At 66.9% G+C, this 13,069-nt stretch carries 11 protein-coding genes; 7 read left to right on the top strand and 4 right to left on the bottom strand.

The genetic code is table 11. The features are described from left to right. Window positions 1–88 precede the first annotated feature (88 nt). Window positions 89–1,033, bottom strand: coding sequence for a LysR family transcriptional regulator (locus AC2W7K_RS09865; RefSeq protein ID WP_198498331.1), 945 nt, complete (start codon window positions 1,031–1,033; stop codon window positions 89–91). 127 nt (window positions 1,034–1,160) lie between these two features. Between AC2W7K_RS09865 and AC2W7K_RS09870 the strand changes: the two genes are divergently transcribed. Genes AC2W7K_RS09870 through AC2W7K_RS09880 form a run of 3 tightly spaced genes read left to right on the top strand, consistent with a single transcriptional unit; the run spans window position 1,161 to window position 3,653 of the window. Beyond that, window positions 1,161–1,592 (top strand): MBL fold metallo-hydrolase, encoded by a 432-nt coding sequence (locus AC2W7K_RS09870; protein WP_486006103.1) that lies wholly within the window; start codon window positions 1,161–1,163, stop codon window positions 1,590–1,592. Further along, window positions 1,549–2,181: an MBL fold metallo-hydrolase gene (locus AC2W7K_RS09875; protein WP_344251326.1), complete on the top strand. Its 633-nt coding sequence runs from the start codon at window positions 1,549–1,551 to the stop codon at window positions 2,179–2,181. The genes AC2W7K_RS09870 and AC2W7K_RS09875 overlap by 44 nt, the downstream gene beginning before the upstream one ends. Window positions 2,182–2,186: 5 nt before the next feature. Further along, on the top strand, window positions 2,187–3,653 hold the full coding sequence (locus AC2W7K_RS09880; RefSeq protein WP_232623542.1) for an MFS transporter: 1,467 nt from the start codon (window positions 2,187–2,189) through the stop codon (window positions 3,651–3,653). Window positions 3,654–3,725: 72 nt separating this feature from the next. Here the strand turns inward: AC2W7K_RS09880 and AC2W7K_RS09885 are convergent, their stop codons facing one another. Continuing rightward, a complete protein-coding gene (locus tag AC2W7K_RS09885) occupies window positions 3,726–4,658 on the bottom strand; it encodes a LysR family transcriptional regulator (RefSeq protein WP_198498332.1) in 933 nt (310 codons plus the stop codon). A gap of 113 nt (window positions 4,659–4,771) precedes the next feature. Between AC2W7K_RS09885 and AC2W7K_RS09890 the strand changes: the two genes are divergently transcribed. The 3 genes from AC2W7K_RS09890 (at window position 4,772) to AC2W7K_RS09900 (ending at window position 9,268) form a co-directional block, all read left to right on the top strand. Continuing rightward, a complete protein-coding gene (locus tag AC2W7K_RS09890; protein ID WP_486006090.1) occupies window positions 4,772–5,899 on the top strand; it encodes a cytochrome P450 family protein in 1,128 nt (375 codons plus the stop codon). 59 nt (window positions 5,900–5,958) lie between these two features. After that, window positions 5,959–7,824: a flavodoxin domain-containing protein gene (locus AC2W7K_RS09895; RefSeq protein WP_486006104.1), complete on the top strand. Its 1,866-nt coding sequence runs from the start codon at window positions 5,959–5,961 to the stop codon at window positions 7,822–7,824. 91 nt (window positions 7,825–7,915) lie between these two features. Further along, window positions 7,916–9,268, top strand: coding sequence for an MFS transporter (locus AC2W7K_RS09900; protein WP_198498334.1), 1,353 nt, complete (start codon window positions 7,916–7,918; stop codon window positions 9,266–9,268). A gap of 47 nt (window positions 9,269–9,315) precedes the next feature. Here the strand turns inward: AC2W7K_RS09900 and AC2W7K_RS09905 are convergent, their stop codons facing one another. Together AC2W7K_RS09905 and AC2W7K_RS09910 are read right to left on the bottom strand one after the other, a co-directional pair. Further along, a complete protein-coding gene (locus AC2W7K_RS09905; RefSeq protein ID WP_198498335.1) occupies window positions 9,316–10,020 on the bottom strand; it encodes a response regulator transcription factor in 705 nt (234 codons plus the stop codon). A gap of 69 nt (window positions 10,021–10,089) precedes the next feature. Continuing rightward, window positions 10,090–11,463 (bottom strand): sensor histidine kinase, encoded by a 1,374-nt coding sequence (locus AC2W7K_RS09910; RefSeq protein ID WP_198498336.1) that lies wholly within the window; start codon window positions 11,461–11,463, stop codon window positions 10,090–10,092. 685 nt (window positions 11,464–12,148) lie between these two features. Here AC2W7K_RS09910 and AC2W7K_RS09915 point away from each other — a divergent pair. Next, window positions 12,149–13,066, top strand: coding sequence for a DUF4352 domain-containing protein (locus tag AC2W7K_RS09915; protein WP_486006091.1), 918 nt, complete (start codon window positions 12,149–12,151; stop codon window positions 13,064–13,066). Window positions 13,067–13,069 lie beyond the last annotated feature (3 nt).

Below are 13,069 nucleotides of genomic sequence, written 5' to 3' on the forward strand. Positions count from 1 at the left end.
CGGATGTCACGACTGGGGTAGTGGGATCTGTCGGTGGCGATTATCCGGAGAACCGCTGACGGTCGTCACGTCCGCCAGGTCGGTGCGATCAGGGCTGCACCTGGTGCCCCGCGTGCCAACCGAGAGGGTTGGTCTCCTCAGCTGTGGCCCGCAGCGTGGACAGTGCAGTTGTGAGCTTCTTCGACATCCGCGTCTCTGCTCTAGTCACCGCAATGATCGTGTTCGAGACCTCCGGATTGATCAGCGGAACGTAGTTCACCGGCAGCCCGTGGAACGACCGTGTGGTCGGGTGCGGGACAGCATTGGCGATCGACACCCCCAGTCCCATGGCCACCATCGAGCGGATCGTCTCCGCATCGGGAATGAGCCAGCGCACCTGAGGTTCGAGACCGAGGGTGCGCATCTGTGCAACGACGAGATCAGCTGTGGGCGGTGAATCGAGAAGAATGAACGAGTCATTGCGCAGGGCGCGAAGGTCCAGTTCTGCCTGACCTGCGAGAGGGTGATCGGCGGCGATCACCGCATGGGATTGCACGGCCATGAGTTCATGTTTCTGTAGCCCGGCGAATTGCAGCTGCCGGAGATACATCACGGCAATGTCGATCTCCCCGTCGAGGACGCGGCGCTGGCATTCGACAGGGGCCGCCTCGTGGAAGGAGATGTCGAGGGCTGGATACTCGCGGCTGAACGCGGCCGCCACGCCGGGGAAAATGCGCGGTGCCGCGGTGGGGATGCAGCCGATACGGAGGTTGCCTTGCAGAGTTGCCACGTCGCCGATCGATTCGACCGCCTCGGTGACGGTCGCGAGGATCGCTCTGGCATGGAAAGCGAACTCGCGCCCTTCGCTGGTCGGGCGTGCGCTGCGGGCCGGTCCGCGCGCAAGAAGTGTGACTCCGAGCCGCTTCTCAAGCTGACCGAGTGCTGCGGAGACCGTCGCTTGGGAGACCCGGCACGCTTTCGCTGCTGCGCTCACCGACCCGTGGTCAAGGACGGCAAGGAAGTACTCGACCTGGCGGAGCGTGAAATCATTCATCGAGTCTTCCTATGTTGTTCACGTATTAATTTTGCTTTTTCTTTTGATGATCCTGCGAAAGACTGGTCACGTCAACCCGACATCGCAATGAGGCAGAAGGGCGCGCCACGATATGGATGAATCGAAGATGAAAGTCATCACCCTGGGGACTTCCGGGGGACCGCGGTGGTGGAAAGGGAACCTTCGCGACCGTTCTGGGATCGCCACGGCGATCGTCGTCGGAGATCGGTTCTACCTCGTCGATGCCGGCCATGGGGTCGGACGCCGGATCCGCCAGGCGGGCCTTGAGCTCAGTGACCTCGGAGGCGTGTTCATCACCCACCTCCACTCCGATCACACGTTCGATCTTCCAGCGCTCATCGTGTTCGGCATGCACGAATTGCAGCATCGTGCTGACCATCCGGTGCCCATTGTCGGCCCGGGACAGCGCGGAGCCCTTCCCCCCCGTCTCGCCGCGAGCGATCGTGACTCCACGGCCCGTGGCCCCGGCGAATCCGACGCCGGGTGTGGTCGGGATGTTCAACAGCATTGTCGCGGCGTATGCGACCGATATCAATGATCGGGTGCTCGACTCACTGCGAACGTCGCCCGAAGTGCTGTTCGACCCGCGCGACATCACTGTCCCAGAGACCATCGGCTTTCATCCGAACACGAATCCGCACCCTGATATGGAGCCGTTCGTCGTCTTCGAAGACGACTGCGTCACGGTCACGGCGACCCTCGTCGAGCATCCGCCGATCGCCCCGGCATTCGCCTTCCGGTTCGACAGCGAGTTCGGATCGGTCACCGTCTCCGGCGACACCCGCGAAGCTGCGAATCTCGTTCGTCTTGCGCACGATACCGACATCCTCCTCCACGAAGCGATTGACTTCTCGTGGGTCGACGGAATGTATGAGCATCGCACCGATGAGGAGGGCCGCGCCTCGCGCGACCACCACTACAAGTCGCACACCTCGTTCGACGGAGCCGTCAGGATCGGAAATGCGGCAGGAGCGAAGACTTTGGCTCTCCACCATCTCGTGCCGGGCGCTGCCGATGAGGGCAGTTGGGCGCACGGTCAGGAACTCTTCAACGGACAGTTCCTCGTTCCCGACGATCTTGACGTGATCCCGGTCAAGTCGCACGCCGATCTTTCGCACAGGAGCTGAACACCGTGGTCAATCACAACAACGGCGTTGTCGATTCCGAAGGCCTGCAGACATCTCTGCGCACGCCTGAGATGAAGAGGATTCTCGCGTCCAGTTTCATCGGTTCGGCGATCGAGTTCTACGATTTCATGCTCTACGCGACGGCGTCCTCGATCGTCTTCGCACAGCTCTATTTCGCCGACCTCGGTCCTGGGCTGTCCTTGCTGGCCTCCTTCAGCACATTGGCTGCCGGATACTTCGCTCGACCGCTCGGCGGAGTGATCTTCGGGCATTTCGGCGACAAGGTCGGACGCAAGATCGCCCTGGTCGTCTCGATGGTCATGATGGGTGGGGTGACCGTCATCATCGGCCTCCTCCCGCCGACAGCGACTATCGGCGTGATCGCTCCGATCACGCTCTTCGTACTTCGCATCATCCAGGGTGTGGCGGTCGGCGGTGAATGGGGTGGAGCGGCACTGATGGCGCTGGAACACGCTCCCAAGAATCGCCGAGGGTTCGCAGCCGGATTCGCCAATGCGGGCGGACCCGCCGGCGCCGTGCTCGCCACACTGGCACTCTCACTGACAGCGGCGCTGACGGGAGACGCCTTCACGGACTGGGGATGGCGCATTCCGTTCCTCTTCTCCGCGGCACTGATCGCGCTGGGACTCTTCATCCGACTCAAGGTCAGTGAGACTCCCGCTTTCAAACGACTCGAAGAGGAGAGCGAGAAGCGGAGGGTGCCGCTGGTCACCATCTTCGGACGATATAAGAAGCAGCTGCTCATCGGAATGGCTGCAACAGCGACGATGTACGTGACATCGGGGCTGACCACGGTATGGGGCGTCTCTGTTGCGGTCGCCGCCGGAGAGAACAACTCTGAAGTGCTCAATTGGAAGGCTACGGGTGCAATCATCACGGTCATCGTCACCCTCATCGTTGCCCGGTTGAGCGACAAGCTCGGGCGCAAACGGACTCTGATATTCGCACACAGCATCGCCGTGATCATGGCGCTGCCGCTCACGCTCCTCCTCGTCATGGGCGAGATCGGACCCTTTGCCGTGGCGATCGTCGTCGGCAATGGCCTCGTGCAGGGTATGCTGTTCGGCCCCATCGCGGCTTTCGTCTCAGAGCTCTTCCCTCCCCAGGTTCGCTATTCGGGTGCCTCTCTCGGATATCAGATGGCGGCAGCGTTGGGCTCGGGATTGATGCCGGTCGTCGCATCGGCGTTCATTCTCGTCCCCGGGGCCGGTCCGTTCCTCATCGCCGGAGTGTGGGCGCTCTGTGCGATCATCGGCATCATTGCTGTCGTCGCAAGTCGCCCGGTGGACGACGGCGAGCAATCCGACGACGGAGAACATCCGCGGAATGCGGACCTCGACGGCGGTCACCAGCCGAGCACCGCGACGGTTGACCGCCTCACCGCCTCGTTGGAGCCTTCCGGAACGTCCGCGCCGAACCGGCACGCCGTGACCAGGCGTCCGGTCACCTGAACGGTGGCTTCCACAGTCCCAACCCCGACAGACCCCTGCCTCAGGTGTTGTTTCCTGCACCTGAGGCAGGGGTCAGTCTCCGTTCTGCCGTCGATCCCAGTCGACGTCGAGCGCGAAGTCGATGAGGGCCTGAACCCGTGCCGACACCTCGACGCCGGAGGGCCAGATGACCTCGACGGCGACGGGCTCGACGGCCGGTTCGATCTCTTTGACCACCAGCGGATAGCCCTCGTAGCTGGCCGGGTTCTTCTGCCGCTGGACGAGGACGCCGTAGCCGAGTCCGCGGGCGACGAGTGTGCGCACGACCTCGTAGCTCGTCGTCCGGTAGCGGACATGGGGATCGAGCCCGCGGTCATGGAACATCGTCAGCGTGTGCTGGCTCGAGGGAGGGGAGTCCAGGAGGATCATGTCCCGGTCGACGAGGTCCTCGAGACGCACCGTCTCCGCCTCGGCGAAGGGATCGTCGGGGGAGAGGATGACATGGGCCGGTTGGGCGAAGAGCCGGGCCCGGTTCGGGGTGCCGGGCACCAGGGTCTCGTAGACGAAGGCGACGTCGATCTCTCCCGACTCGAGCTTTCCCGCCAGCCGGTCCTGCGGCGTCTCGACGATCTCGAGACTCACCCGGGGATGCTGCTGGCCGAAGTCGGCGAGGAGGACGGGCAGGATCATCGGAGCCAGCGTCGGATAGCACCCGATCGTGATGGGACCGACGAGCTCGCCGTCGACGGGGGTGAGCTCGCGTTCGAGTTCGTTCGCCTCGGCGAGCAGCGTCTGAGCGCGGGCGGCGACCTGGCGGCCGGCGGCTGTGAGGACGAGGCCGTGGGCCTTCTTCCGGATGCACAGGTGGGCGTCGAGCTGATGTTCGAGCGCGGTGATCGCATCGGAGATCGCCGAGGAGGACACGTGGAGCTCGGCCGCGGCGGCGGAGATCGTGCCCAGCCTCGCCGCAGTGAGGAGGTAGGAGAGCTGGCGGAGGCTGAACCGTGGGGGCTGATCAGAATGCATTTCCGTTTTTCCTGAATATGATGTGCGGATAATTCCGCTTTTCCTTTGCTTCCATTCTCCACATACTGGTCAGTGAACGCCATCACATCTCACAGTCGAGGGGGAAGACGACGATGACTTCTCAGATCCACACCGGTTCTCCGACCGGAATCGAGACCGCACCGGTTGCCGATTGGGTGACGATCCCGGAGCTCTACGCCGATCCGTTCCCCATCTACGATCGTCTGCGGGCCGAAGGCGGAGTCCACTGGGTGCCCTCGGTCAACCGCTACCTCATCACGAGCTACGAGGCGGTCAGTGAGACCGAGCACGACCAGGAGACCTACTCCGCGAACGAGAAGGGCTCGCTGCAGATCCGCGCGATGGGCCACTCGATGCTCCGCCGCGACGATCCCGAGCACTACCCCGAGCGCCGTGCCTGGCAGACCGTCCTCAAGCCCGGCTACGTCAAGCGGGTGTGGACGCAGATGTACCGCGAGGTCGCCGAAGGCCTCCTCGCCGACCTCAAAAACAAGGGCACGGGAGCGGACCTCATCTGGGACTTCGCCGCACCCTACGCCGCAGAGACCCTGCGCCGGATGATCGGCCTCTACAACGTCGACCAGGCCGACATGCAGCGCTGGTCGCAGACCCTCATCGACGGGGTCGGCAACTACGCCGACGACCCTGAGGTGTGGGCGAAGTCGGAGCGCTCGTTCAACGAGGTCGACGACGCGCTCGACGAGATGCTCGAATACCACCTCACCCATCGGGACGACTCCCTGCTGTCGGGTCTGCTCTCGATGCCGGGGGAGACGATGCCGATCGAGAAGATCCGCGCGAACATCAAGATGACCATCGGCGGTGGGCTCAACGAACCGCGCGACGCCCTCGGGGTCGCCGCCTACGCGATGTTCACCCACCCCGAACAGCGGGCCGCGGCGATGGCCGATCCCTCCCTGTGGCCGACGGTGTTCGAGGAGACCATTCGCTGGATCGCCCCCATCGGCATGTACTCGCGCCAGGTCACCCACGACACCGTCCTCGCCGGCACCCCGCTGCCCGCCGGTGCCCAGCTGGCATCTGCGTGCTGTCGGCGAACCGGGACGAGAGCATCTGGACCGACGCCCACACCTTCAACATCCACCGGGAGGTCAAGCCGCACCTCGCCTTCAGCAAGGGCGTGCACGTGTGCCTGGGCAACTGGGCGGCCCGGTCGGAGATCGCCGAGGTGGCCCTTCCCCTGCTCTTCAACAGCCTGAAAGGGCTCGACATCGACGAGAGCCGGGAGACCCGCATCGGCGGCTGGGTGTTCCGCGGAATGCTCTCCCTGCCGATCACGTGGACCTCGGCCAGCGACGCTCCCGACTACGGTGCCGCCCACACCGGCGCCACCGCCTCGGCGACGGAGAAGGACAAGGGCCCGGGCCCGCGGATCGCGATCGTCGGCTCGGGGCCCTCCGGCTGCTTCAGCGCGAAGGAGATCATCCGCCGGGTGCCCGGCTCCGCGGTCGACGTCTACGACCGGCTCCCCGTGCCCTACGGCCTCCTCCGCTACGGAGTCGCTGCCGACCACCAGGGCACGAAGTCCGTCGAGACGCAGTTCGACAAGCTCTTCGCCGACCCGCGGGCCCGGTTCATCGGCAACACCGAACTCGGTCGGGACGTCAGCCTCGACGAGCTCAAGGCGAACTACGACTCCGTCGTGCTCGCCAGCGGACTCTCCCACGATCGGGCGCTCGAGGTCCCCGGTGCCGAGCTCGACGGCGTCTACGGAGCCGGCCGGATCACGCGCCTGCTCAACGGTCATCCCGACGAGGACTTCGCTGACGCGGTCCTCCCACGGCTCGGGGCGCGGATCGCCGTCGTCGGCCAGGGCAACGTCGCCGTCGACATCATCCGCCTGCTCACCTGCGAGTCCACAGCACTCGAAGGCAGCGACATCGACGACCGCATCCACTCCCGAATGCGCGAGGACGTCTCCCGCATAGACGTCGTCGGCCGCTCGGGCGCGACGGCGGCGAAGTTCGACCCCGTGATGATCCGCGAACTCGCCCGGACCCGCGGCCTCCGCCATGTCCTCCACGGCGTCGATCTCGATTCCACGGCACCGGGCAAGGACGCGAAGCTCGACGCCCTCCGCGATCTCGTCGCCGCCGACGGCGGCGCCGCGGCGATCGAGGTCCACTGGTGGTTCGGAGCGATTCCGCAGGCGATCACCGGAGACACCAGCGTCGCCGGCATCGACCTCGACGTCGCCGGTTCCGCCGTCCACCTCGACGTCGACTCGGTGATCTCGGCGATCGGATTCGTCCGCGACATCCCTACGATCGGGCAGCTCGGCATCTGCCCGGTCTCGCCGATCCCCGGAGACGGCAGGATCGATGACCGGCTCTTCGCGATCGGCTGGCTCAAGGGCAACGGTCGGGGGACGATCCCCGACCAGCGCACCGAGGCGAAGGCTCTCGCCGCGCTCATCTCCGCCGAGGTCGACGCCGGGACGATCACGGTCGGCGCCACCGGCCTCGACCCCCGGGAAGGGGCGACCGACTTCGACGGGTGGCGTCGCATCGACCTGCGCGAGCGCCTCGGTGCCGGCCTCGGACGGTGCCGGTCGAAGATCACCGCGCGTGACGAGCTGCTCGAGGTGGCCCGGGACGCCAGCCTCGACGGGCAGCTGACGGCCGCCTCGGCGAGCACGAGCAGCGATCTGGCCCCCGACGTGCCGCTGACGATCCTCTTCGGAACGGAGTCGGGCAACGCCGAACTCGTCGCCGAGGAGCTCGGATCGTTCCTCGGCCAGCGCGACGATCTCGTCATCTCCGACCTCGCCGCGGTCGATCCGACTGAACTCGACCCCACGCGGTTCCACCTCATCGTGTGCTCGACGTACGGCGACGGTGACGTCCCGAGCTCGGCGGCGGACTTCTTCGCCCGCCTCCACGATGACGACGTCGACTGTGCCGGAGTGCGCTTCGCGGTCTTCGGGATGGGCGATGCCAGCTACACGAAGACCTATTCGCGGGGCAGCGAGCGCCTCACCGAGGCCCTCGAGGCCAAGGGCGGGGTCCGGGTCGGCGAGTACGGACGCCACGATGCCGGGGGAACCGTGCCGGCGGCCGAGGCGGCCTGCGAATGGGCGGAAGGAGTGCTGACGAACCTCACGACAGAACTCTCCCCGGCCTGATCTGCCGCACAGCCCAGCCCACCCCGGCTGTCAGCCCGCCCCGAATGTGGGGCGGGCGTTTCCCGACCATCACCTGAACAAGGACGTTCACATGACTGCGACACCCGCACTCACCACCCCTGCCCAGAAGCGAAACCAGCGGAAGGTCGCGTTCGCCGCGGTCATCGGCACGACGATCGAGTGGTACGACTACTTCACGTACTCGACGGCGGCCGCCCTCGTCTTCGCCCAGCTCTACTTCGCCCCCGCCGGGGAGGCGATCGGACAGATGCTCGCCTTCGCGACGATCGGCATCTCGTTCCTCTTCCGCCCGCTCGGGGCGTTCCTCTCCGGGCACTTCGGCGACAAACTGGGGCGCCGCTTCATCCTCGTCGTCACGCTTGTGACGATGGGTGTGGCGACCGCGCTCATCGGTCTCATCCCCACATACGAGACGATCGGCGTCACCGCACCGATCCTCCTCATCCTCCTGCGCATCATCCAGGGCCTGTCCGCCGGCGGCGAATGGGGTGGGGCGGCGCTGCTCGCCGTCGAGCACGCCGACGCCGACAAGCGGGGGCGGGCCGGATGCTACCCGCAGCTGGGTGTGCCGCTGGGCATGCTGCTGTCCTCGGGCGTCATCGCGCTCATGACCGGAGTCATCTCACCGGGTGACGCGTTCATGGAATGGGGCTGGAGGATTCCGTTCCTCCTGTCCGTCGTGCTCATCGGCGTCGGCTACTGGGTGCGCCGCTCGGTCGAGGACACGCCCGTGTTCAAGGAGATCCAGGTCGAAGCGGCCAAGCGCAAGGCTCCGATCATCGACCTGTTCCGCAAGCACTGGCTGCTCGTCATCGTCGCCGCCCTGATCTTCGCCGGCAACAATGCCAGCGGCTACATGACCACCGGCGGATTCGTCACGAAGTACGCGACCGATCCCGTCGGCTTCGAACCGACCCAGGTGCTGCTGGCGATCACCTTCGGGTCGTTCGTCTGGCTCATCTCCACCGCGGTCTCCGGCGTGCTGGCCGATCGGATCGGGCGCGTGAAGACGTACGTCATGGGGTTCATCATCCTCATCGTCACGGCGTTCCCGCTGTTCTGGCTCATCGACACCGGCAACCTCGGTCTGCTCTACCTCGCCCTCGGCGTGTTCTCCATCGGGCTCGGCCTCTCCTACGGTCCGCAGGCCGCGCTCTACGTCGAGCTCTTCCCCGCCTCGATCCGCTTCAGCGGCGTGGCGATCTCCTATGCGCTCGGCGCCGTCCTCGGCGGGGCCTTCGCCCCGACGATCGCGCAGGCGCTGCTGCAGGCGACGGGAACGACGGCTTCGGTCTCGCTCTACCTCGTCATCATGGCGGCGATCTCGCTGCTCGCCGTCTCCGTCGTCCGCGACCGTCGCGGCATCGACCTGTCCGTGGGCAACGAAGAGGAGCAGGCGACCGGAGTGTGGCGTCGCCGCTGACACCGCCGAGGCGGCCGTCCGGGATGGGCGGTCGCCTCGGTGGTCGGTCAGTGCGGATGGTCGCCGAGGTGGGGCGGCACGGGCCGTGTCACTCGAGCCCGCTCGACGAGCACGGCGATGCGCACGCGATTGTTCGTGTCGAGCTTGAAGTTGATCCGGTTGAGGTGGGTCTTCACCGTGGCCGGACTCATGAACGTCGCCTCGGCGATCTCCTGGTTCGACAGTCCGTCGGCGACGAGCACGGCGATCTGAAGCTCGCGTTCGGTGAGGGTGGCGAGCTGCTCTTCGGCCAGGCGCTGGCTGCGCTGGTCGGGATTGGCCGTGACCTTCCTGATCATCATCTTCGTCGCCTGCGGGGAGAGGAAGGACTCTCCGTCATGGACACGGCGGATCGCCTCGGCGAGGGCGGTGGGACCGATGTCCTTGAGGATGTACCCGACGGCGCCGGCATCGAGGGCGCGGAAGAGGTAGTCGTCGGTGTCGAAGCTCGTCAGCGCCACGACCTTCGGCGGGCGCACCCCGTTGGTCAGGCGCTCCATGGCCTCGATGCCGCCGATGCCGGGCATGCGGATGTCCATGAGGACGAGATCGGGGAAGTGGAGTGCGACCTTCTCCAGCGCCTCTTCTCCGCTGTGGGCCGATCCGACGACGTCGATGTCCGGGGCCGCGTCGAGGATCCCCCTGATCCCGGTGACGACCATCTGATCGTCGTCGACGACGATGACGCGGATGGGTGCGGCGGTCTCGGTCATGAGCGCAACACTACCCGAGGCCCCGGACACCGCGAGTCCGGTGCCGCACCGTCTCCCGCCGCCCCGGACTCACCCCCGACGGGGGAACGGCGGCAGCGAGACGTCGACGACGAACTGGCCGTCCCGGACGCCGATGTCCGCGGTGCCGTCGAGCATCGCCGCCCGCTCCCGAATCCCTTCGAGCCCGGCCCCCGAGCCCGTTGAGGACAGGCCGTGCCGGCCCATCGCTGACGGGACATCGCCGTGGGTGAACGGCCGGGTCGACGGTCGGGGCGGAACCTCCTCGGCGCGGGGATCACGGCGCTCACCCGGTCGACCGGCCTGCGGGGCGGGATTGGCGATGACGATCCGGGCGCCGCGGTCGGCCGACACACCGACGTCGACGGTGACCGGAGCGCCCGGGGCGTGCTTGATCGCGTTCGTCAGGGACTCCTGGACGATCCGGTAGACCGCCCGGTCGAAGACCGTCGACGCGGCCTCGATGTCCTGGATGATGATCGAGGGCCGAATGACCGTTCCGGTCGCCTGCACCGAGGCGACGAGCTGCGGAATCGACTGCATGGACGCCAGGCTCGGGGGAGTGGACTGCTCCTTCTTCGGACCGGTGCCCGTGAGCGTTCCCTCCCGCACCCCGCCGACCAGATGCCGCAGGTCCTCGAGTGAGGCGTGCGCCTCCTGACGCAGCGCCGAGGCGGTCGACGCGACATCCGAATCGCCCTTCCCGCCGACCTCGAGGGCACCACTGTGCAGGGAGATGACCGAGAGCCGGTGGGAGAGCGTGTCGTGGAGCTCGCGGGCGAGCAGCTCACGCTCGGACTGCCGGGCGAGCTCTGCGCTCAGTGCCTCATTGCGCTGCGCCTCGTGCGAGGCGAATGCCTCGACGGACTTCATCCGCCGGGTGCGGCGCAGGAGGAAGCCGACTCCGAGGCTGATGCCGAGAGCGAGCAGGCCGACCGCGATCGTCACCCCGTCGACAGCCAGCCCCAGATCGCGTGGCGGGGCCGGCGTCGTGACGTTGCCGGGGGTGGAGCCGGAGGTGATGAAGAGGAAGCTGAACGGGTTGAGCGCGGTCGGCATCAGGCACATGCGCACGATCGCGAGGACCGCGACGCCGGATCCGACGATCGCTGCGGTCGCTGCCGCGCGGCGGGTGCCGCGGATGATGAGGTGGAACATGCCGATGAGCATGAGCAGGCAGTCGCCCCAGGCCAACGCCAGTCCGAGCCCGACCGCGAAAGGCACCCACGGCCACCTCCGGCGCACGAACACCGCGCCCCACAGGGGGAGCAGGAAGAGGACGACGAGCACGCCGATGACGCTGACGACGCCGGCCTCGAACGCCCACGTGTTCGCGACGAGAGCCATCACCGACTGCAGGTAGCCGATGGCGAAGAGTACGACGCCGACAAGGATGCTCAGGGTCACCGACAGCCAGCGGGGCATCCGTGTCCGTTGTCCCGGAGCGAATGCCGGTCCGATCTCGTGTTCGTTTGTCGGCTGCGCGGCCCGGTCGTGCGGCTGGGCGCGGGGCAACTGCTGAGCTGGGGCCGCCTGCTGAGGCCGGGCCGGGAGCGGTTGTGCGGCCGGGAGCGGCTGAGCGGCGTGCAGGCCGGGACCGTTGAGAGAGGTCGGCGGCATGCTCGGCTGCTGACCGGGCCGCGGCGGGACGCTGAGGCCGGGACGCTCGGCGCCTCGGGATGCGGCGTCCGTGCCGACCCGTCGCCGGCCGACAGCGGATCGGGGTGCTGCGACCGTCCGCGCCGGGGCGGGAGGGCGCCGCGTTCGGGTGAGAGAGCACCGTGCTCCGGCGGCTGCGACCCGCCGGCAGTCGGCTGCCCGTCGCGCCGAGGCGGTTGAGGCCCGCGCTGCGGCGGGAGTGGATGACCTGACACAGAAGAATCGTATCGGCACGGTCTGACACGCGTAGTCCACCGATCGGGTCGAGCGGCCTCCACCGATCGGCTAACCCGATCGAGCCGATGGGCGGACGCGCCCGGTGCGGCGCTGCTCGAAGCTGGGTGGGTCACAAGCACTCGCTTCGCCGCTCGCCTCGAGCGGCGAAGCGCCCGCCGAACATCCGGTGTCGAACGACACCGGTCACGGCCGCCTCAGCCGATCAAGGAGCACCATGTCGAACCCGCAGAACCCTCAGCAGCCTGGACCCCAGCAGCCCGGATCCCAGCAGCCCGGACCCCAGCAGCCGCATCCCCAGCAGCCCGGCCCGCCATCCCACCAGGGTCACCCGCAGGCCGGGCAGCCCATGCAACCGCAGTATGCCTCGCCGTACCCGAACGGCCAGGGCGGATACGCTCCCGCGGGCGCCGGCTCCCAGCAGCCGGCGCAATACGGCCAGCCCGCCTACGCCCCGGCGTTCGGGCAGCCCGGGTCGCCGAACGGCCAGAAGCCCGCGAAGCAGAAGAAGCCGCTGCTCAAGCGCTGGTGGTTCTGGCTCATCGTCATCGTCGTCGTCATCATGCTCATCAACGCCATCAACGGCGGAGGCGGCGACACCACCGAGGACACCGGGTCGACGAGTTCGCAGGAAGGCGGCGAGGCCGGCTCTGCCGAGGAGAACAACGCTGAGGAGCAGCCTGCCAAGGAGAACAAAGCCGAGGAACAGCCCGCCGAGGACAAGGCCGCGCCGGCCGAATACGGCATGGGTGACGCTGTGGCCGCCGACGGCTGGGAGATCACCGTCGACAAGGTCGAGGACGGCATCTCGACGGTCGGGTCCGAATTCCTCAACACGCAGGCTCAGGGGCAGTTCGTCAAGGTGTCGGTGGCCGTGAAGAACACGACGTCGGAGCCGGCGTTCTTCTACGAGGACAAAATCAAGCTCGGCGACGACAAGGGCAACGCGTACTCCTCCGATTCGGAGGCCGGGCTCTACGCCGATGAGGACTCGATCCTCTTCCTCGAGGAGATCAACCCCGGCAACACCGCCGAAGGCGTCCTCGTCTTCGATGTGCCCAAGGACGTCAGCCCCGACCGGCTCACATTCGAAGGCGGGATCTTCTCCGATCCCGTGGAGATCTCCCTGAAGTGATGA

The organism is Brevibacterium sp. LAARM2_SD2 (assembly GCF_057364785.1).